This window comes from Flavobacterium sp. 316, from assembly GCF_000967805.1.
In the GTDB taxonomy this organism is placed as follows: Bacteria; Bacteroidota; Bacteroidia; order Flavobacteriales; family Flavobacteriaceae; genus Flavobacterium; species Flavobacterium sediminilitoris.
Genome location: NZ_JYGZ01000004.1, coordinates 197,788 through 218,069 on the forward strand (window position 1 = coordinate 197,788; position 20,282 = coordinate 218,069).

At 30.2% G+C, this 20,282-nt stretch carries 19 protein-coding genes; 11 read left to right on the forward strand and 8 right to left on the reverse strand.

What is annotated here, in order from left to right:
- The first annotated feature begins 109 nt into the window (after positions 1 to 109).
- The 4 genes from SY27_RS09675 (at position 110) to SY27_RS09690 (ending at position 4,771) form a co-directional block, all read left to right on the forward strand.
- Positions 110 to 1,252, forward strand: a complete 1,143-nt coding sequence (locus SY27_RS09675; protein ID WP_045969670.1) for a hypothetical protein — start codon at positions 110 to 112, stop codon at positions 1,250 to 1,252.
- Between the two features lie 108 nt (positions 1,253 to 1,360).
- Positions 1,361 to 1,699 carry a T9SS type A sorting domain-containing protein gene (locus SY27_RS09680; RefSeq protein ID WP_045969672.1) on the forward strand — a complete coding sequence of 113 codons (339 nt, stop codon included), beginning with the start codon at positions 1,361 to 1,363 and terminating at the stop codon, positions 1,697 to 1,699.
- Positions 1,700 to 1,803: 104 nt separating this feature from the next.
- Positions 1,804 to 3,684, forward strand: a complete 1,881-nt coding sequence (locus tag SY27_RS18210) for a T9SS type A sorting domain-containing protein (protein WP_052705253.1) — start codon at positions 1,804 to 1,806, stop codon at positions 3,682 to 3,684.
- A 106-nt stretch (positions 3,685 to 3,790) separates the two neighbouring features.
- Positions 3,791 to 4,771, forward strand: coding sequence for an acyltransferase (locus tag SY27_RS09690; protein ID WP_045969674.1), 981 nt, complete (start codon positions 3,791 to 3,793; stop codon positions 4,769 to 4,771).
- Between the two features lies 1 nt (position 4,772).
- On the opposite strand, the gene tyrS is transcribed toward SY27_RS09690, so the two are convergent.
- Positions 4,773 to 6,080, reverse strand: a complete 1,308-nt coding sequence (gene tyrS, locus SY27_RS09695) for a tyrosine--tRNA ligase (protein WP_045969676.1) — start codon at positions 6,078 to 6,080, stop codon at positions 4,773 to 4,775.
- A gap of 107 nt (positions 6,081 to 6,187) precedes the next feature.
- On the opposite strand from tyrS, the gene SY27_RS09700 reads away from it, so the two are divergent.
- Positions 6,188 to 7,180 carry an NAD-dependent epimerase/dehydratase family protein gene (locus SY27_RS09700; protein ID WP_045969678.1) on the forward strand — a complete coding sequence of 331 codons (993 nt, stop codon included), beginning with the start codon at positions 6,188 to 6,190 and terminating at the stop codon, positions 7,178 to 7,180.
- On the opposite strand, the gene SY27_RS09705 is transcribed toward SY27_RS09700, so the two are convergent.
- The 3 genes from SY27_RS09705 to SY27_RS09715 are packed head-to-tail and all read right to left on the reverse strand — an operon-like array spanning position 7,155 to position 9,646.
- Positions 7,155 to 7,562, reverse strand: a complete 408-nt coding sequence (locus SY27_RS09705) for a DUF4296 domain-containing protein (RefSeq protein WP_045969680.1) — start codon at positions 7,560 to 7,562, stop codon at positions 7,155 to 7,157. The genes SY27_RS09700 and SY27_RS09705 overlap by 26 nt on opposite strands.
- 15 nt (positions 7,563 to 7,577) lie before the next feature.
- A complete protein-coding gene (locus tag SY27_RS09710) occupies positions 7,578 to 8,921 on the reverse strand; it encodes a dihydroorotase (RefSeq protein ID WP_045969682.1) in 1,344 nt (447 codons plus the stop codon).
- Complete coding sequence (locus tag SY27_RS09715; protein ID WP_045969684.1) at positions 8,921 to 9,646, reverse strand: polyprenol monophosphomannose synthase; 726 nt, start codon at positions 9,644 to 9,646, stop codon at positions 8,921 to 8,923. Before SY27_RS09715 ends, SY27_RS09710 begins: the two co-directional genes overlap by 1 nt.
- A 104-nt stretch (positions 9,647 to 9,750) precedes the next feature.
- Between SY27_RS09715 and SY27_RS09720 the strand changes: the two genes are divergently transcribed.
- Positions 9,751 to 10,419 carry a DUF4271 domain-containing protein gene (locus SY27_RS09720; protein ID WP_045970233.1) on the forward strand — a complete coding sequence of 223 codons (669 nt, stop codon included), beginning with the start codon at positions 9,751 to 9,753 and terminating at the stop codon, positions 10,417 to 10,419.
- 10 nt (positions 10,420 to 10,429) lie between these two features.
- The gene (locus tag SY27_RS09725; protein ID WP_045969686.1) at positions 10,430 to 11,188 is read left to right on the forward strand and encodes a uroporphyrinogen-III synthase; all 759 of its coding nucleotides are present in this window, start codon (positions 10,430 to 10,432) and stop codon (positions 11,186 to 11,188) included.
- Between the two features lie 98 nt (positions 11,189 to 11,286).
- On the opposite strand, the gene pckA is transcribed toward SY27_RS09725, so the two are convergent.
- Together pckA and SY27_RS09735 are read right to left on the reverse strand one after the other, a co-directional pair.
- Positions 11,287 to 12,912 (reverse strand): phosphoenolpyruvate carboxykinase (ATP), encoded by a 1,626-nt coding sequence (pckA, locus tag SY27_RS09730; protein ID WP_045969688.1) that lies wholly within the window; start codon positions 12,910 to 12,912, stop codon positions 11,287 to 11,289.
- Positions 12,913 to 12,978: 66 nt separating this feature from the next.
- Entirely contained in the window at positions 12,979 to 13,368 is a 390-nt protein-coding gene (locus tag SY27_RS09735) for a DUF423 domain-containing protein (protein ID WP_045969691.1), read from the reverse strand.
- A gap of 225 nt (positions 13,369 to 13,593) precedes the next feature.
- On the opposite strand from SY27_RS09735, the gene SY27_RS09740 reads away from it, so the two are divergent.
- The 3 genes from SY27_RS09740 to SY27_RS09750 all read left to right on the forward strand — a co-directional run bounded on the left by SY27_RS09740 (position 13,594) and on the right by SY27_RS09750 (position 18,315).
- Entirely contained in the window at positions 13,594 to 16,200 is a 2,607-nt protein-coding gene (locus SY27_RS09740; RefSeq protein ID WP_045969693.1) for a zinc-dependent metalloprotease, read from the forward strand.
- 176 nt (positions 16,201 to 16,376) lie between these two features.
- Positions 16,377 to 17,747 carry a saccharopine dehydrogenase family protein gene (locus SY27_RS09745; RefSeq protein ID WP_045969695.1) on the forward strand — a complete coding sequence of 457 codons (1,371 nt, stop codon included), beginning with the start codon at positions 16,377 to 16,379 and terminating at the stop codon, positions 17,745 to 17,747.
- Between the two features lie 97 nt (positions 17,748 to 17,844).
- Entirely contained in the window at positions 17,845 to 18,315 is a 471-nt protein-coding gene (locus SY27_RS09750; protein WP_045969697.1) for an Lrp/AsnC family transcriptional regulator, read from the forward strand.
- A 40-nt stretch (positions 18,316 to 18,355) separates the two neighbouring features.
- Here SY27_RS09750 and SY27_RS09755 read toward each other — a convergent pair whose 3' ends face one another.
- Complete coding sequence (locus SY27_RS09755; protein WP_045969699.1) at positions 18,356 to 19,054, reverse strand: zinc metallopeptidase; 699 nt, start codon at positions 19,052 to 19,054, stop codon at positions 18,356 to 18,358.
- Between the two features lie 138 nt (positions 19,055 to 19,192).
- Positions 19,193 to 19,792 carry a hypothetical protein gene (locus SY27_RS09760; RefSeq protein ID WP_045969701.1) on the reverse strand — a complete coding sequence of 200 codons (600 nt, stop codon included), beginning with the start codon at positions 19,790 to 19,792 and terminating at the stop codon, positions 19,193 to 19,195.
- A 280-nt stretch (positions 19,793 to 20,072) separates the two neighbouring features.
- On the opposite strand from SY27_RS09760, the gene SY27_RS18880 reads away from it, so the two are divergent.
- The gene (locus SY27_RS18880) at positions 20,073 to 20,243 is read left to right on the forward strand and encodes a hypothetical protein (RefSeq protein WP_161794145.1); all 171 of its coding nucleotides are present in this window, start codon (positions 20,073 to 20,075) and stop codon (positions 20,241 to 20,243) included.
- Positions 20,244 to 20,282 lie beyond the last annotated feature (39 nt).

Below are 20,282 nucleotides of genomic sequence, written 5' to 3' on the forward strand. Positions count from 1 at the left end.
TTTTATAAAAACTAGCCTATTTCTTTTTAACACACTAATAACATTGAGATAAAATTCAAGTAGCATATACCTACTACTTTTGATTCAAATATTAAATAACACAATTACAATGAAAAAATTACTTTTATCAACCTTAGCTATTACAGCTTTATTGATGACTTCATGTTCAAGAGATGATGATTCTAATGAAACTACACAAACATTTGATCCAAGCAACTTTAAAGGTGTTTTAACAGCAGGTCAGTCTTTAACATTAGACCCAGCCGTTACATACAAATTAACAGGTTCTTTAGTAGTTAAAGCAGATGCTACTCTTACAATACCAGCAGGAACTAGAATTGAAGCAACAGGAGGAACATCTTCTTACATTGCTGTAGCACAAGATGCTTTAATATACATCAACGGAACAGAGACTAATCCAGTTATTATGACAAGTGGAAAAACAAATCCTGCTCCTGGTGATTGGGGTGGATTAGTAGTTTGCGGAAAAGCAAGAACAAATAAAGGTGGAGCTAATGGAGAAACAGCAACTGCAGAAGTTTCTGATTTAACTTATGGTGGTTCTGACAACAATGATAGTTCTGGTATCATTCGCTACTTAAGAATTGAATATACTGGTGCTGCATTTACAAATCAAAAAGAATTCAACGGATTATCATTATTTGGTGTAGGTTCTGGAACAACTGTTGAATATGTTCAAGCTTACAAAAGTGGTGATGATGGAATCGAATTTTTCGGTGGATCTGTAAACGCTAAATATTTAATCGCTTTACATAGTGAAGATGATGCTGTTGACTTTGCAGACGGATATTCTGGAACTTTAGAAAATGTTTTCATAAAAGATGTTGCAAAAGCTGGTGTTGAAGGTTCTAACAATGGAGATAATGGAGATGCATTACCAACTACAAATGCAACTTTAAAGAACTTCACAATCTTAAAAGGTTCTTTAAACGGTGAGGAACATGGAATGTATATCAAAGAAGGTGGAGGAAAATGGAATGCTCAAAATATTTATATTCAAGATTTTAGTAAAGGTATAAAAATCAAGCCTGCTGCTGAAGATGCTCCTGCAAACACAAATGTAGATAATGGTTTTGTAATATTCAATCCAATACAATTTGTAAATGTTGCTGGTTCTAAATCTGAATATTCAGGAACAAACACAACATACCTTACAGAAGGGAATAATACTGGTGCAGGAAATGGTGCAGAAACACCTTCTTGGGCACAAGGTTGGACTACAGGATTATAATAAAATCTATATAAAAAGTTAAAAATCCCTCAGTTGAGGGATTTTTTTATTTGGCATTGTTATTGTAATTAAAAAATTCATTATATTTACACTTAAATACTTACGTCAGTGATAAAAAAATACTTTTATATTATTCTTTTCGGTGCTTTTCTATTTTCTGTGAATACTTATTCTCAGGATTCAAAAAATGGCACAACCAGAACTCAAGAGCTAACTATTGAGGGTTTAACTATTTATCCAAACCCTACAAATACAGGAAAAATAAATATTTCATCAAAACTTTCTTTAGAAAAGAAAGTAGAAATTTTTGATGTACTAGGAAAAAAAGTGTTTGAAACAATTACCACTACAAAAGAAATAAACATTAGCACACTAAATCCTGGTGTGTATATTGTAAAAATAAGAGAAGCAGAAGCTTCTGCTACACGAAAACTAATTATCAATTAATTACGTTTTACAACCATATAAACCTTAACCTTTATTTTACATCGCTATTTTCTTTCAAAAGAAAATTAGTTATTATATTTGTATTAAAATTTAAACTTAAAAAAATGAAAAAACTTTACTTTTTATCTTTAATTCTTATATCCTCTTTGTCTTATAGTCAAATATTATCAGACGATTTCAATTATACAGATGGGGATTTACTAACTAATAATGGCTGGAGTGCATTTAGTGGTACAGGAACTCAATCAATTGATGTAGGAACAGCGAATGGTCTTGTTTACTCAGATTATTCTGGAACTACAGGATTTACTGCTGCTGTCGAGGGAAATGCTGCTCAATTAGATAATACTGGAGAAGATGTCAACAAAACATTTACCGCAGTTACAAGTGGAGCTATTTATTATTCATTTCTTGTAAATGTAAATTCTGGAACAACTGGATACTTTGCAGGTTTAAACACCACTGGAACCACTTTTGGTAATAGAGTATTTGTAAAACCATCTTCTACAGCAGGTAAAATAAACTTTGGTATTTCAAACACCTCAACAGCTAATTATTCAACAACAGATTTCGATTTAAATACAACTTATTTAATTATTGTAAAATATGATGTAACTACTACTGGGAGTTACAGTATGTGGGTAAAAACTTCTGGAGTTCCTGCTACTGAAGTTGCTGCTGGCTCACCTGAAGTAACTAATTCTGGATCGGGTTCTGCAACAATTTCTGGATTCTTTTTTAGACAATATTCAGCTACACAAAATTTAACTATAGATGGTCTAAGAATGTATTCAACTTGGTTTAACACGACGCCTTGTGATTTAGTTCTTGATGCAGAATCAACTAATTGTGATGCAATAACAACTTCATTAGATACTTACACAGCAACCATCCCGTTTACAGGAGGTGGAACAGCTTCATATACATTAAATACGACAAGTGGTACAATTAGTGGTGATGATCCTAGCTCTTCTACTTCAGGCAACATCATCATAAGTGGCGTAACAGAAACTACAGATATAACATTAACTATTTCTGGCGGTTGCAATATAGTGAAAAATATTTCTTCTCCGGAATGCAAACCTATTAACACCCTTCCTTACAATGAACCATTCAATTACACAGTTGGAAACTCATTAGGTTTAGAACAAATGTGGACAAATGTTAATACTGGTGATGATATAGTAATTGCTTCTGGAAGTTTAACTTATGAAAGCCTAGTTGGTACTGGTAACTCTGCATCATTTGCTGGAACTGGTATAGACTGTTTCACACCATTTACGAGTACAACAAATGGAACACTTTATGCTGGTTTTATGTTTAGCGTAACTGATTTATCTGGTGTAACCGATACTAATGAAACATATTTTGCTGTTTTGACCGATGCAGCGCAATCATTCCAAGCAAGATTATTTACAAAAAAAGTAGGTACTCAATATCAAGTAGGATTTGATTCAGCATCAACAACTACAAATTATGATGTAACATTAAGAAATGAAGGCGATGTGGTCTATGTCATTATTGGATATGATTTTACAGGTAATGTTTTAAATGCATGGATTAATCCTGATTTATCAACATTTAACTCAAGTACACCTGCAACATTAACAAATACACCTACTGCTGCAATCACTGAGTTAGGAGGTTTTTTATTGAGACAACAAGCTGATGTAAATACTCCTGCAATTACATTTGACGAATTAAAGATAACAGTTAATGATACTGACTTTTTATCAACAAATTCTTTCAATACAATTGAAGGCTTAACAATGTATCCAAACCCAGTTTCTGGAAATGTTTTACATTTTTCTTCTACAGCAAATGCTAACATGAGTGTTCAAATTTTTGATATCGTAGGAAAAGAAGTAATCAATACTAAAGTAATCAATAACACAATAAATACAGCTAACTTAAATGCTGGTATGTATATTGTAAAAATTACAGAAGAAGGAAAAACAGCTACTAGAAAATTAGTTGTTAAATAATTTTTCTTAAAAAATACATTCTTAAAAGCATCAACATATCGTTGGTGCTTTTTTTATTTTATATTTTTGCATTGTTCTAAAAATTATTTAGCAACACAAAAACACTATGATTTCAACAGAAGATATCTTTACCATTTCAAGCAAAAAAGATTTTGAAAAACTAACGCTCAAAGTTTTCAGACATCAATATGACAACAATATTCTTTATAAGAACTTTTGTGATCTTCTAAAAAAAGATAAATCTAATGTGAAATCATTATTAGATATTCCATTTCTTCCCATTCAGTTTTTTAAAAGTCATGATATCATAAGCTCCAGAGAAGCCATACAAGAAACATTTACAAGTAGTGGAACAACTGGAATGCAAACCAGCAATCATTTTGTTACAGATGTTTCAATCTATGAGCAAAGTTATCGCAATGCCTTTTCTGAATTTTATGGCAATATTGAAGATTATTGCGTTTTAGCCTTACTTCCATCTTATTTAGAGCGTGAAGGCTCTTCACTAATCTACATGATTGATGATTTAATTAAAAGTAGCAACCATCCAGATTCAGGATTTTATTTAAATAATCTTAACGAATTAGCAATCAAATTAGCTGAACTAGATAAATCGGGTCAAAATGTAATTCTAATTGGTGTGACTTATGCCTTATTAGATTTGATTGAACTACATCAATTTGAGTTAAATAACACGATTGTCATGGAAACTGGTGGTATGAAAGGCAAACGAAAAGAGATTATTCGAGAAGAGCTACATGAAATCTTATGTCAAGGATTTGGAGTTCCTGTGATTCATTCTGAATATGGCATGACCGAATTATTATCACAAGCTTACTCTTTAGGAAACGGTATTTTTGAATGTCCACCATGGATGCAGATTTTAATTAGAGATACCGAAGATGCTTTATCTTATATTGATTATGGAAAAACTGGCGGTGTAAATGTAATAGATTTAGCAAATATTAATTCATGCTCTTTTATTGCCACACAAGATTTAGGAAAAAAATATCCCAACCATTCTTTCGAAGTGTTGGGACGTTTTGACAATTCTGATATTAGAGGTTGTAATTTGATGGTTTTGTAAACTATACTACTCTAATTACATAATAATTCTTTTTCCCTTTTTGCAATAACAAAAACTGATTATTAATTAAATCATCTGTTGTTATAGCTCGTTCTTCTTTTACTTTTTCTTTATTTAAAGAAACTGCATTCTGCTTTAGTTCTCTTCTAGCTTCACCATTTGAAGCTAAAAAATTAGTTTTAGTTGCCAATGCAGCAACCATATCTAATCCTTCTTCAAAATCTTTTCTTGAAATTTCTGCCATTGGAATTCCTTCAAAAACCTCCAATAAAGCTTTTTCAGATAAAGCATTTAATCCATCCATATCTTTGCTAAAAAAAGCATTAGAAGCAAAAATAGCACTCTCCAAATCTTCTTTTGAATGCACTAATAATGTTAGTTCTTCTGCTAATCTTTTTTGCAACACTCTCAAGTGTGGAGCTTCATTATGTTCTGCAATCAACTTAACTACCGTTTCTTCATCTAAAAATGTGAAGATTTTAATATATTTTTCAGCATCAACATCAGTCGTATTTAACCAAAATTGATAAAATTTATATGGTGATGTTTTATCAGCATCCAACCATACATTTCCACCTTCTGATTTTCCGAATTTTGAACCGTCTGCTTTAGTTATTAAAGGACAAGTCATAGCATATGCTTTAGAACGCTCTTCGTTATCTACGTTCATTCTACGAACCAGTTCTGTTCCTGTTGTAATATTTCCCCATTGATCACTTCCTCCCATTTGCAACAAACAGTTATACTCTTTATTTAAATGATAGAAATCATATCCTTGAATTAATTGATATGTAAATTCTGTAAAACTCATTCCTTCTCCTCCTTCTTCTCCACTCAAACGTTTTTTTACAGAATCTTTAGCCATCATATAGTTAACCGTAATACGTTTACCTACATCACGGGCAAAATTGATAAAAGAGAAATCTTTCATCCAATCATAATTATTTACTAGTATAGGCGCTGTTTCATCTTTCGCATCAAAATCTAAAAAGCGAGATAAAACACCCTTTATACCATTAACATTATGATTTAACGTTACTTCATCTAATAAATTACGCTCATTTGATTTTCCTGATGGATCTCCAATCATTCCTGTTGCACCACCAACCAATGCAATAGGCCTATGTCCAAATTTCCTTAAATGCATTAATAAAATAATAGGAACTAAACTTCCAATGTGTAGTGAATCTGAAGTAGGATCAAAACCAATATAAACCGTTGTTGGTTCTTTTACTAATTGTTCTTCTGTTCCTGGCATCATATCATGGATAAGCCCTCTCCAACGTAATTCTTCTACTAGATTTTTCATTCTTTAAAATTTGTACAAATATAACAATTTGAATAGCATTGACAATATTCAATTGTAATTGCGATATTGAAATTTCATTAAATAAAAAATCTAATTATCTTTACAAAATGATATTAGTTACAGGTGCTACAGGATTAGTAGGTTCTCACTTACTTGTGAAATTACTTCAAGAGAATGAGGTAGTAAAAGCCTTATATCGAAATAAGGAAAATATAGAAAAAGTAAGAAATGTTTTTCGATATAAAAATCAATTGAACTTATTTGATAAAATTAATTGGATAGAAGGCAATATAAACGACATTCCATCACTTAACAAAGCCTTTGAAAACATAAGACAAGTATACCATTGTGCTGCTCTTATTTCATTTGATCCAAATGATGAGGAAGAATTAAGAAAAACAAATATTGAAGGAACAGCAAATATTGTAAACTGTTGCATTGATTTTAAAGTTGATAAACTTTGTTACATAAGTTCTATCGCAGCTCTTGGAGACGCAAAAGAGAACGAGTACACTATAACAGAAGAAACTGAATGGAATTCGGAAAAATTTCATAGTGATTATGCTATCTCAAAATATGGAGCAGAAATGGAAATATGGAGAGGTTTTCAAGAAGGATTAAAAGTAGTTATTCTAAATCCTGGAGTAATTTTTGGCTATGGTTTTCCAAAACAAGGAAGTAGTGCTTTCTTTAATTCTATAAAAAAAGGGCTTGCATTTTATACAAAAGGAAAAATAGGAATTGTTGCCGTTGAAGATGTCGTAAACTGTGCTGTAATACTAACAAATAAGAATTATAACGGCCAACGATATACTATAGTTTCTGAAAACATTACATTAGAATCTATTTTATTTACAATTGCTGATGCAATGAATACAAAAAGACCTTTTTTGTATGCTAATAAAACAGTTACAAACATTGCTTGTAAATTAGACTGGCTATTATCTAAAATAACAGGAAGAAAAAGAGGCTTCACAAAAACCTCATCAAAATCATCACATTCCACTACTATTTACAGTAACTCAAAAATAACTGAAACGCTTGATTATAATTTTTTAGACATGACTAATTATCTTACTCTTTTGTCTCAAGAGTTTTAGTCAAGTTCTTTTCTTTCAATAACCCACCTTTAACTCCTTCGTGTTTAATCAAAGTATCTGTTTCCGCTTTTAACTGATCAATTCTTTCTAAGACCTCTTTATGCATGTCTCGATATTTTCTAGAATCTGAAGCATAATAACGTTGATTTTGATAATAAGTAGTACTATCAATACTGTATTTTGTATAAATATAATTTTTTATTCTAACGTTATTCTCTGTTAGTTTATCTGGTAAATACGATTCCGAAGCTTGAAGTATTGCTGTATCAAACAAGATATCCACCATTACTTTCTCATCCAAAAGAGTATCAGGTTCAGGTACTGGTTTTTCTGAACAAGAGAAAAGGATAATACTAAAAATTAAAAAAGTTATTTTTTTCATCTAACATTCTTTTATTTATTCTCTTTCAAATAACAAACGTTTTGCTGCTTTTACTTCTTTTATTTTCCCATTTACATGAACCAATTTCCCATTAACAAAAGTATGTGTAACCCTAGATTTAAAATTAGTCCCTTCAAATGGAGACCATCCACATTTATACAATATATTTTCTTTCATTACATTCCATGGCAAATGTGGATTTATAATAGCTAAATCGGCATAATATCCTTCTTTAATAAAGCCTCTTTTTTCAATCTTAAATATCTTAGCTGGATTATGACACATTTTTTCCACTACTTTCTCTACTGATATTTTCTCTTTATGAACAGCCTCAAACATTGCTACAACAGCATGTTGAACAAGTGGTCCACCAGAAGGACAAGAAGTATATGGATTCTTTTTCTCTTCTAATGTATGAGGAGCATGATCTGTTGCTATAACATCTATTCTATCATCTAATAGCGCTTCCCACAAAGCATCTTTATCTGCTTCTGTTTTCACAGCAGGATTCCATTTTATAAAAGCCTTTTTAGTATCATAATCTTTATCTGAAAACCAAAGATGATGTACACAAACTTCCGCAGTGATTTGTTTCTCTTCTAACGGAATTTTATTTGTAAACAAACTCATTTCTTTCTGAGTTGACAAATGAAAAACATGAAGTCTTGCTCCTGTCTTTTTAGCCAATTCAATTGCTTTTGATGAAGACAGATAACAAGCTTCATCACTTCTTATTAAATGATGATACTTCATGGGTATATCATCACCATATTCTTCTTTATATTTTTCTAAATTTCTTTTTATAGTAGCTTCATCTTCACAATGAACTGCGATAAGCATTTTAGTTGAAGAAAATATTTTTTCTAACACTTCTTGATTATCAACTAGCATATTTCCTGTTGAAGATCCTAAAAACAATTTAATTCCAGCAACATTTCTAGGATTTGTTTTTAATACTTCTTCTAAATTATCATTTGTTCCTCCCATCATAAAAGAATAATTCGCAAATGATGTTTCGGCTGCTATTTGATATTTTTCTTCTAAAAGTTCTTGCGTAACAGCATTCGGAACAGTGTTCGGTTGTTCAATAAAAGATGTTATTCCTCCTGCAATTGCTGCTCTACTTTCCGATGCGATTGTTCCTTTATGTGTTAAACCTGGTTCTCTAAAATGAACCTGATCATCAATAGCCCCTGGAATCAAATAGCTTCCTTCTGCGTCAATAATAATACATTCTGACGATTTAGGGCTAATTTTATCTGCTATTTCTTTAATGAATTCGTCTTCAATTAACACATCTCCTTCAAAAACAACTCCTTCATTTACAATCTTTGCATTTCTAATTAAAAAGGTACTCATTATAATTTATTAAATAATTTTCTTATACGTAACATTATTACTCCAAAAACAGCTTCTCTGATTATAGAACTGCTCATTTTCGAAACTCCTTTTGTCCTATCTGTAAAGATAATTGGCACTTCAACAATATTGAATTTTTGAACATAAGCTCTATATTTCATTTCTATTTGAAACGCATAACCTATAAACTTTATTCTATCTAACTTAATATTTTCTAAAACATTTTTTTTATAACAGATAAATCCAGCAGTCGCATCGTGAATTTTCATACCTGTAATAAGCTTCACGTATATAGAAGCAAAATAAGACATTAATACTCTATTTAATGGCCAATTAACTACATTAACTCCTGTTGAGTACCTTGATCCAATGGCTACATCTGCATTTTTATCTTTACACGCTTCTAATAATCGTTCTAAATCATTTGGATTATGAGAAAAATCGGCATCCATTTCAAAAATATACTCATATTCATTTGACAAAGCCCATTTAAATCCATGAACATAGGCTGTTCCTAATCCTGATTTTTTATTTCTGACTTCTAAAAATAATCTATCTTTATATTTAGTTTGTAGCTCTTTAACTTTTACATAAGTTCCATCAGGAGAATTGTCGTCTACAATTAAAATATGAAAAGATGTCGTTAAAGAAAAAACAGCATCTATAATACTTTCAATATTTTCAATTTCATTATACGTAGGTATTACTACTATTGCTTTTGTCATTTTACAACACTTTTTCGAATGCAAAAATAAACTATTTATCAAGTTTATTTCATAATAATATTATAATAATATTAATGACATTAATTTTTGTAATTTTGCCAAACATGTTAGCAATTCAATTTCAAGATAGGATTATAAATTTTAAAGACTGGGCAACGATATTGTTTGTCCTTAGCTTTGTTATAATTGCAATTAACAAAAACATATTTGAAGTTCGTTTTAACGAATTTATAAGACTTGCAATATCTAACAAATATACTAAAATTTACAAAGACAGTAATAATGTGAGAAGCACTTTCACTGCTTCCATGTTTTTTGTGCAGTTATTTTCTTTTTCTTTTTTTATATTACTATTCCTAAAACACTTTATATTTCACGAAAACAGTGACAAAATAGTTTTTTTACAAATTTTTACTTTTTTAGGTGTTTTTATCCTATCAAAATATTTAATTGAGAAAATCATAGCTACAACCTTTAAAATGGAAGAGTTTGTAGATCAATTTAATCTTTTAAAAGTAAGTTATAGAACTTATTTCAGTTTACTACTTTTACCAATAAATATCATTCTTTTTTATAACCCCGAAACAAATAAAAGTTGGGTTTATCTTTCATTGGCTGCCATTATAATTATTACAAATTTTATTATTTACATTATAACCCTAAAAACATATCAAAATTTGGTAATTCGTAAAATATTTTATTTTATTTTATATCTTTGCACCCTTGAAATAGCACCTTACTATTTTATGTATTATTTTATTACAAAAAACTAGATCAAAACGTATGTCAAATTTAAAAGTGAAAACAATATTGGTTTCACAACCAGAGCCTAAGGTAGAGAACTCTCCCTATTTTGAACTACAAAATAAACTCAAAGTTAAAGTTGACTTCAGAACTTTTATTCACGTAGAAGGTGTCCCTGCAAAAGAAGTAAGAGCGCAAAAAATAGATTTAAAAAATTTTACCGCTATTATATTAACTAGCAGAAATTCTGTTGATCACTTCTTTAGAGTTGCAGAGGAAATGCGTTATAAAGTTCCTGAGGACATGAAATATTTCTGTCAATCTGAAGCTGTCGCATTTTACCTACAACGATATGTTGTCTACAGAAAACGTAAAATATACGTTGGTCAGAAAGATTTTATTGATTTAGCACCTTTAATCAAAAAGTATAAAGATGAGAAATTCTTATTACCTGCTTCAGATCAGCTAAATTATGATATTCCACAAACTTTAGACAACTTGAAAGTTTCATGGACTCCAGCAATTTTTTACAGAACAATAATGAGCGACTTATCAGATTTAAAAGATGTATATTATGACATCTTAGCATTCTTTAGTCCTACAGGTATTAAATCTCTTTTCAAAAATTTTCCAGACTTTAAACAGAACAATACTCGTATTGCTGTTTTTGGAACTACAACTCAAAAAGAAGCTCTTGATAGCGGATTAAGAGTTGACATTATGGCTCCAACTCCTGGAACACCTTCTATGACAGGAGCTTTAGAAAAATACATTCTTGAAGTTAACAAAGGAAAGTAATCAAAAAGTTTATCCTATACAGAGTATATTATATAATACAAAAAAAGCGTTCTAAAATTTTAGAACGCTTTTTTTATAGACAGAATCTAATATAATTATTATAATTGAGGTCCTGCTTTAACAAGATTTTTCCCTTCGGTATTATCTGTATATTGTTCGAAATTCTTAATAAATCTAGCAGCTAAATCATTTGCTTTTTCTTCCCATTTAGAAGCCGATTCATAAGTGTCTCTTGGATCTAAAATTGCAGGGTTAACTTTATTTAACACAACAGGAACTTCAAAATTAAATATCGGTACTGTTTTCGTTTCAACTTCTTCAATAGAACCATCTAATATAGCATCAATAATAGCTCTTGTATCTTTTATAGAAATACGTTTCCCTGTTCCATTCCATCCTGTATTAACCATATATGCTGTAGCATTATGCTCTTCCATTTTCTTAACCAATTCTTCTCCATACTTTGTTGGATGTAAAGACAAGAATGCTTTTCCAAAACATGCCGAAAAAGTAGGTTGAGGCTCTGTAACTCCTCTTTCCGTTCCTGCTAATTTAGCTGTAAACCCAGACAAGAAATAATATTTAGTCTGTTCTGGAGTTAATTTAGATACTGGAGGCATTACTCCAAAAGCATCTGCTGTTAAGAAAATTACTTTTGTTGCATGACCTGCTTTAGAAACGGGTTTAACAATATTATCAATATGATTGATTGGATATGAAACACGTGTATTTTGAGTAACAGAACCATCTGTAAAATCGATTTTACCATTAGCATCTAAAGTCACATTTTCCAACAAAGCATCTTTACGAATTGCTCTATAAATATCTGGCTCATTTTCAGCGCTTAGATCAATTGTTTTAGCATAACAACCTCCTTCAAAATTAAAAACACCATCATTATCCCATCCATGTTCATCGTCTCCAATTAATTCACGTTTAGGATCTGTAGAAAGTGTTGTTTTTCCTGTTCCAGACAAACCAAAGAAAACGGCAACATCACCATCTTTCCCTTTATTTGCAGAACAGTGCATTGATGCAACTCCTTGTAAAGGCAAGTAATAGTTCATCATAGAGAACATTCCTTTTTTCATTTCTCCTCCATACCAAGTACCTCCTATTAACTGAATTCTTTCTGTTAAATTGAAAGCCACATAAACCTCAGAATTCAATCCGTGTTTTTCATAATCTTTAAAAGACGTTTTAGACGCATTCATAACTATAAAATCTGGTTCTCCAAAATTTTCTAATTCTTCTGCTGTAGGTCTAATAAACATGTTTTTAACGAAATGTGCTTGCCAAGCAACTTCCATTACAAAACGAACTTTTAAACGAGTATTCTCATTTGCACCACAAAAAGCATCAACAACATATAATTTTTTATCTGATAATTGATTGATTGTAGTTTCTTTTAATGCATTCCAAGTATCTTGAGAAATTCCTTTATTGTCATTAACTGCTTTATCAGAAGTCCACCAAATAGTATCTTTTGTAGTATCATCTTTTACAATATACTTATCTTTAGGAGAACGACCTGTAAACTCTCCAGTCATTACATTAACAGCTCCTAATTCAGACAATTGTCCTTTTTCAAAGCCTTTTAATTCTTCTGCAAGCTCTTCTTTATATAAAAATTCATACGAAGGATTATAAATAACTTGTGATACATTTTTAATTCCATATTTCTCTAACGAAATCGATTTCGCAGGTTGGGTGTAACTGTTCATAAAAAATGAGTTATGTTGTGTTTATTTAAAGGTGTAAAATTATAAATTTAATTTTAGAATCAAGTGTTAAATGCTATTTTTTACCAAAACACTATAAAACATGTACCCCCATGAAGCAATTAAAAAAAGTCCCCCAATAGGTGTTATAGGCCCTAATACTTTTGTTTTTATTAATGTTATGCTACTTGTTGATAATAAATATATTGACCCTGAAAACAGCAAAACACCTATTAATACTAAATAAAAAATAATCATTTTCTCTTTTAAACTTAAAAAATTAGCAGTGGAAACAAACAATAGAAACAATGCATGATACATTTGATACCTTACTCCTACTTCAAAAGTAGACAAAGCTTCCGCTGTTAAACTTTTTTTTAATCCATGAGCACCAAACGCTCCTAATATTATTGCTACCAATCCTAATACAAGTGCCGTTAAAAGAATTTTCTTATCCATTAGTTCTATTTTCGTGTAAAGATAAAAAATAATAAATGAGTATTTTAAAGTTAAAGAAAAGCAATAATTCTATTTTAAACACCAACTATAAGAGATCCTTTATAACTCCACTCTCTCTAAAAAATTAACGATTCTTTTTTTAAATAAACTTTAACTTTTAGGCACTCATTCTCATATCCTTTTTTTCTAAATTGTGACCTATTTAAAATTAACTAATACATTACAATGAAAATTAATTTTGTTAAAACAAAAAAAGTCCTTTTCCCTACACTTTTAATTTGTTTGTTTTTATTCCAAAATCAAACTATAGAAGCACAAAGTAAAAGAAAGAAAGAGAAGGAGAAAGAAGCGAGCTTATTAGCTGCAAAAGCAAAAAAGCCCGAAAAAAAGACTATTGAAGAATTAGTAAAACAAAGCAAAAAAATTGAAGGCTTGTTTACTATTTATCAAGACACTGTAACAGGTAGCATTCAAATGTTAATTAACGAAGACCAAATTGACAAAGAATATATTTACTTTAATCAAATTGCAGATGGTGTATCTGATGCGGGAAGCTTTAGAGGTTCATATAATGACTCAAAGGTATTTAAGATTCAAAAATACTTCGATAAGATAGAATTTATCACACAAAACACTTCTTATTATTTTGACCCAAACAATCCTATTTCAAAATCACAAAAGGCTAATTTGAGTGAAGGAAATATGTCTAGTGAAAAGATTTTAGCTCATGATAGTGATAAAAAATTATATTTAATATCAGCCAATGATCTATTCCTTAAAGAAACACTTTCACAAATTAAACCTTCAAGATCTCCATTAGCATCTCCACATTCCTTTTCTCTTGGAAATTTAGATAAAGACAAAACAAAGATAAATTCAATTAGAAATTATCCTGAAAATACAGACATAGCAGTTGAATATATTTACAGCAATCAATCTGTATTAAATGGCGGTTCTAATGCTGTGTCTGACGCAAGAAACGTAAGCATAAAAGTATATCATAGTTTAATTTCAATGCCAGAAAACAATTATGAAGTACGATTTGACGACCCAAGAGTTGGTTTTTTCACTACTCAAGTTGACGATCAAACGTCTACCTCTTCAACAGCATATAGAGATTTAGTTCACAGATGGAATTTAGTAAAAAAAGATCCTAATGCAGCATTATCTGAACCAGTAACTCCAATAACATGGTGGATTGAAAACACAACGCCTATTGAATGGAGAGAAACCATAACAGAAGGTGTATTAAAATGGAATATCGCTTTTGAAAAAGCAGGATTTAAAAATGCTATGGTTGTGAAAGTGCAACCTGATGATGCTACATGGGATGCTGGAGACATTAGATATAATGTATTAAGATGGACTTCATCTCCTAATCCTCCATTTGGTGGTTACGGACCAAGTTTTGTAAATCCAAAAACAGGAGAAATCTTAGGTGCCGATATCATGCTTGAATATGTTCACTTTACAAACAGAGTACTATATGATAAAATATTTGATTTATCTTCGTCTTCAGCAGAAGCATATCCTATATCTTCTCAAAAAAACAATCCAAAAATGTGTTCTCTAGGGCATGTTATGCATGAAAACAGAATGTTTGGTCAAGCCTTATTATCTTCAGCAGCTACTTCTGATTTAGAAATGGCTAGAATGAAAAAAGAGTCAATGATAGCATTAATCATGCACGAGGTTGGTCATACTTTAGGATTAAATCATAATATGAAAGCAAGTCATTTATTCTCTCCTGAAGAATTAAGTAATCCTGATTTTATAAAAGGGAAAGCTTTAACGGGTTCTGTAATGGATTATGCTGACATTAATATAACTTTAGACAGAACAAAACAAGGACAATACTACGATACTTCTGTTGGGCCTTATGATATTTGGGCAATACAATTTGGTTACACTCCTTTCAAATCGGAATCAGAAAAAGTTAATTTGCTTAATAAATCGACTCAACCTGAATTAATTTTCGGAAATGATGCAGATGATATGCGCGCACCAGGAAAAGCCATTGACCCAAGGGTAATGATAGGTGATTTATCAAATGATCCTATTTCTTATTCAATTGGTCGATTCAAACTTGTTGACAATATGATGAAGAATGCTAAAACAAAATTTTCAAAAACAGGAGAATCGTATCAAGAGTTAAGAAGAATTTATTATATACTTAGTAATCAGAAAAATGTTTCCGCTGGTGTTATTTCTAGATTTATTGGAGGCGTATATGTTGACAGAGCAATGTCTGGGCAAATAAATGCTACACAACCTTATACTCCTGTAAGCTTAGATGACCAAAAAAGAGCAATGAACGCATTGGAAACATACGTATTTGCTCCTGATGCATTTAAAGCACCTAATGAACTTTACAATTATTTAGCTTTACAAAGAAGAGGATATAATTTTTTCAATGGTCCTGAAGATCCGAAAATTCATAGTCAAGTATTAAACTATCAAAATAATATTTTAAACCATATTTTACATCCTAATACTCTACAGCGTATTGTTGATTCTGAATTATATGGAAATCAATACAAACTATCAATGTTTATGACTGATTTAAACAATGCAATATTTAAAGCAGACACTAATAGTAACATCAATACATTTAGACAGAATTTACAAATTGAATATACTAATAGACTTATCAACATATTAAAAGATGATAAGAAAAACATGTATTCTAATGTTGTAAAATCTATGGCTTTATATAACATTAAAAACATCAAAAGAATGATGTCTCCTTCTACTCCTGTAGACATCTCTACAAAAGCACATAAAGAATATATCACTACTTTAATCAATAACAACTTAGAAGAGGTTAAATAAACAATATTCTATAAAAAAGACAACCGATTATCAAAAAAGATAGTCGGTTTTTTTATTTATTCTCTTATCAATTGTAAACTTATTTTTAATAAAAATATTTCAATTGTAATTCTTAAAATATTTTTTATAAATATAACATTTCACTACCTTCGTGTGATATTTTTACAAAACCTACCATGAGAAACATATTAATAATAGGTGCGGGAAGATCTGCTTCCTCATTAATAAAATATTTATTAGATAAGTCAGAGAAAGAGCAATTACAACTTACTATTGCTGATTTATCACTAGAATTAGCCGAAAAAAAAGCGAACAATCATAAAAATGCTAGAGCAATAGAATTTGATATTTTTAATGAAAAACAGCGCCATGAAGAAATTCAAAAAGCTACAATAATCATATCAATGTTACCTGCTCACATGCATATTGAAGTAGCAAAAGACTGTATTACATATAAAAAACATATGGTTACAGCTTCCTACATTAGTCCTGCAATGCAAGAATTAGATGATTTAGCCAAAGAAAATGGATTAGTTCTAATGAATGAGATCGGACTTGATCCTGGTATAGATCACATGAGTGCCATGAAAGTAATTGATGAGATTAGAGACAATGGTGGAAAGATAATGCTTTTTGAATCATTTTGTGGAGGACTTGTTGCTCCAGAAAGCGATAATAACCTTTGGAACTACAAATTCACTTGGAACCCAAGAAATGTGGTTTTAGCAGGTCAAGGTGGTGCCGCAAAATTTATTCAAGAAGGAACTTATAAATATATTCCATATAATAAATTATTTAGAAGAACTGAGTTTCTTGAAATTGAAGGATATGGTCGTTTTGAAGGATATGCGAATAGAGACTCTCTAAAATATAGAAGTGTTTACAAATTAGACAATGCCTTAACAGTTTATAGAGGAACTATTAGAAGAGTAGGATATTCAAGAGCTTGGGATATTTTAGTTCAACTTGGAATGACTGATGATTCTTATATCATTGAAAATTCTGAAGAGATGACATATCGTGAATTCACAAACTCATTTCTACCTTATCATCCTACTGACACTGTTGAAATTAAACTTAGACATGCTCAAAAAATTGACCAAGATGATATTATTTGGGACAAACTTTTAGAATTAGACATTTTTAACGGAAACAAAAAAGTAGAATTAAAAAACGCGACTCCTGCTCAAATTTTAGAAAAAATTCTTTCTGAAAAATGGACATTACAACCAGAAGATAAAGACATGATTGTGATGTATCATAAATTTGGATATGAAATAAATGGTGAGAAAAAACAAATAGATTCTACAATGGTTTGCATAGGAGATGACCAAACCTATACCGCAATGGCTAAAACAGTTGGTTTACCTGTTGCAATTGCAGCCATCAAAATTTTAAATGGAGAAATTAAAACACCTGGTGTACAACTACCTATTGCTAAAGAAGTTTATATTCCCATTTTAAAAGAATTAGAAGAATATGGTGTTCTATTTAATGAAACTGAGAAAGAATATATGGGCTACAATCCTTTAAATGTTAGCAGCTAATTAAAAATCATTAAAATCCGAAAATTTCAATTAATTCTCGGATTTTTGTTTTAAAACAGTATTCTTTTATTTAATTTTACTTTACAAATAAAAGAATATGAAGATAAATCAGTTACAAATTGAAATTGATGGAATTGACAAAGAAATTCTACGAGATTTAATGCATGATGCTCGAAAACCCATTTTGCAAATCGCAAATAAAATTGGTATTTCTGGAGCAGCAATACATCAACGATTAAGAAAATTAGAACAAGCAGGCGTAATATCTGGTTCAAAATTCGTTATCGATATCAAAGTTTTGGGTTATTCAACCATGGCTTTTGTAGGTGTTTATCTTGACAAAGCATCTAGCAATGCAGAAGCTGTTCGCGAATTAAAAAAAATACCCGAAGTATTAGAATGTCATTATACTACTGGAAATTGGAGTATTCTTATAAAAATAATATGTAGAGATAATGAGCATTTAATGCAATTACTAAACAAAAAAATTCAAGCTATAAAAGGAGTTTCAAGAACTGAAACTTTTATTTCCTTAGATCAGCAAATTGATCGACAAATACAATTATAAAAAAAACTCCGATTTTAAAATCGGAGTTTTTACTTTATTTTTAATCTCTAGATCCTAAAATTCTATATGCCCAATATAAAAGTGATGCTAAAGCTCCAAGCGCTGCAACTACATAAGTTCTAGCTGCCCATTTTAATGAATCTTCTGCTCCTGCATATTCTTCTTGACTTAGCATGTTTTTATTTTTCAACCAAGCTAATGCTCTATTACTAGCGTCATATTCTACTGGCAAGGTAACAAAACTAAACGCTGTAGCAATTGCCATTAATATTAATCCTGCAACTGCAACATAAAATCCGATACTTGATTTTGAAGCAAAACCTAAAATTAATCCTCCCATTATCAACCATTGTGACATACTTGAGGAAACATTTACCATAGGAACCATTTTTGATCGCATGGTTAACCAACTATAGGCTTGTGCGTGCTGAACAGCATGTCCACATTCATGGGCAGCAACAGCCGCAGCCGCAGCATTTCTTTGATTATAAACAGCTTCTGACAAATTTACTGTTTTGTTAATCGGGTTATAATGATCTGTTAATTGCCCTGAAGTAGAAATTACTTTTACATCTCTAATCCCATTATCAGCTAACATTTTTTCTGCAATTTCAGCACCACTCATTCCATTTCTCAAATGAATTTTAGAATAATGTGCAAACTTACTTTTCAATTTTGAACTAACTAACCAACTAAAAAGAGCTATTCCTCCAATTAATATTAAATATGTAAAATCCATAGTTTTTGTTTTTATTTCTTAAAATTACAAAATAAATAACAAATTGTATTCCAATATTTTAAAGATGTCAGTTTGTCATTTTTAAAAAAATGTTAAAATTTATTTGTTTTTTAATCTCTCAATTGCGACTGTTTCAATTTATGAAGCGTTCATAAGTTCTTTGTTCTTTTTTGCTTCCTCAAATAACTGTCTTCTTAAATTTTGCTCACGTTCAATACAAACCCTTCTATAAGAGTCATATTCTTTTTCTAAATCTTTCAATAGCGATTTAGAATTATTCGTTATTTTATTAGCTGCTTTAAATTTAAAAAGCAAAACAAGAGATACTAACAACGTTCCAATAAACAATGTCCACATTACAATGGAATAGTTTTTCTTATCTATTAAGAAACCTAAAAAACTAATACTTGCTTTTTCATTCAACAATACTTCATTTGATTTTTTAAGTTCATTCATTTGATTTTGCAATCCTAAAATTTTATCCTCATTCACCTTTAATTCTTTTCTAAGTGAAGCTTGTGTATTTTGTTCTTGTCGTATATAATTATTTAATGTAGATTGAAAATTACTAATTGCTCCTTTTTCAATTACTTTATAATTTTTATAGCTTGATGATACATCTAGCAATCTAGTTAAGTCATTTGATACTTTTTTACTCTTTTCTTGTGCATTTAACGATAATAAGCTAGCACAAAAAAGGCACATTACTAAAACTGATTTTCTTGTTATTTTCTTCATTGATTTAAATTTGGGGGAATTAATAAAAATTTATTTGGTTTGTTTCTTTACAAGAAAGTAAAAAACCCGATTTTATTGTATTAAATTTTAGTTTTAACGCTTTTTATAAATCTTTTTTACTTATTAAGAAGAAAAATCGAACAAAAATTATCAATAACATATTAATATCCTAGGCACAAGAATATAGAAACAAGATATTTTTATAAAAAAGAGCGACAATTATTATGTATTTATTTCTATTTTATTTATTATCTTTATTGAAACAATAAAACAAACAAACATGAAAAAAACAGTTTTAAATTTAAAAGGGACAAAAGAATTGTCGTCTAATGAGCAAAAACAAATACAAGGTGGTGTCATTAGAGATTGGGACAAATGTTGTATAAAACCAGATTCTCCTCCTTATCCTCCATACGGATGTGAGTATTGGAAATTATGTGCTGAATTTTAATCTTGTAATTTCTTAACAAGAATAAAAGAGGCTGTCTAA

What these genes read in the sequence shown, in the direction of transcription:
- SY27_RS09735 (WP_045969691.1), bottom strand. Translation starts at nt 13,368, where the DNA reads ATGGATAAGAAAATTCTTTTAACGGCACTTGTATTAGGATTGGTAGCA.
- SY27_RS09710 (WP_045969682.1), bottom strand. Translation starts at nt 8,921, where the DNA reads ATGAGTACCTTTTTAATTAGAAATGCAAAGATTGTAAATGAAGGAGTT.
- SY27_RS09720 (WP_045970233.1), top strand. Translation starts at nt 9,751, where the DNA reads ATGTTAGCAATTCAATTTCAAGATAGGATTATAAATTTTAAAGACTGG.
- pckA (WP_045969688.1), bottom strand. Translation starts at nt 12,912, where the DNA reads ATGAACAGTTACACCCAACCTGCGAAATCGATTTCGTTAGAGAAATAT.
- SY27_RS09760 (WP_045969701.1), bottom strand. Translation starts at nt 19,792, where the DNA reads ATGAAGAAAATAACAAGAAAATCAGTTTTAGTAATGTGCCTTTTTTGT.
- SY27_RS18210 (WP_052705253.1), top strand. Translation starts at nt 1,804, where the DNA reads ATGAAAAAACTTTACTTTTTATCTTTAATTCTTATATCCTCTTTGTCT.
- SY27_RS18880 (WP_161794145.1), top strand. Translation starts at nt 20,073, where the DNA reads ATGAAAAAAACAGTTTTAAATTTAAAAGGGACAAAAGAATTGTCGTCT.
- SY27_RS09715 (WP_045969684.1), bottom strand. Translation starts at nt 9,646, where the DNA reads ATGACAAAAGCAATAGTAGTAATACCTACGTATAATGAAATTGAAAAT.
- SY27_RS09705 (WP_045969680.1), bottom strand. Translation starts at nt 7,562, where the DNA reads ATGAAAAAAATAACTTTTTTAATTTTTAGTATTATCCTTTTCTCTTGT.
- SY27_RS09740 (WP_045969693.1), top strand. Translation starts at nt 13,594, where the DNA reads ATGAAAATTAATTTTGTTAAAACAAAAAAAGTCCTTTTCCCTACACTT.
- SY27_RS09745 (WP_045969695.1), top strand. Translation starts at nt 16,377, where the DNA reads ATGAGAAACATATTAATAATAGGTGCGGGAAGATCTGCTTCCTCATTA.
- tyrS (WP_045969676.1), bottom strand. Translation starts at nt 6,080, where the DNA reads ATGAAAAATCTAGTAGAAGAATTACGTTGGAGAGGGCTTATCCATGAT.
- SY27_RS09750 (WP_045969697.1), top strand. Translation starts at nt 17,845, where the DNA reads ATGAAGATAAATCAGTTACAAATTGAAATTGATGGAATTGACAAAGAA.
- SY27_RS09700 (WP_045969678.1), top strand. Translation starts at nt 6,188, where the DNA reads ATGATATTAGTTACAGGTGCTACAGGATTAGTAGGTTCTCACTTACTT.
- SY27_RS09725 (WP_045969686.1), top strand. Translation starts at nt 10,430, where the DNA reads ATGTCAAATTTAAAAGTGAAAACAATATTGGTTTCACAACCAGAGCCT.
- SY27_RS09755 (WP_045969699.1), bottom strand. Translation starts at nt 19,054, where the DNA reads ATGGATTTTACATATTTAATATTAATTGGAGGAATAGCTCTTTTTAGT.
- SY27_RS09675 (WP_045969670.1), top strand. Translation starts at nt 110, where the DNA reads ATGAAAAAATTACTTTTATCAACCTTAGCTATTACAGCTTTATTGATG.
- SY27_RS09690 (WP_045969674.1), top strand. Translation starts at nt 3,791, where the DNA reads ATGATTTCAACAGAAGATATCTTTACCATTTCAAGCAAAAAAGATTTT.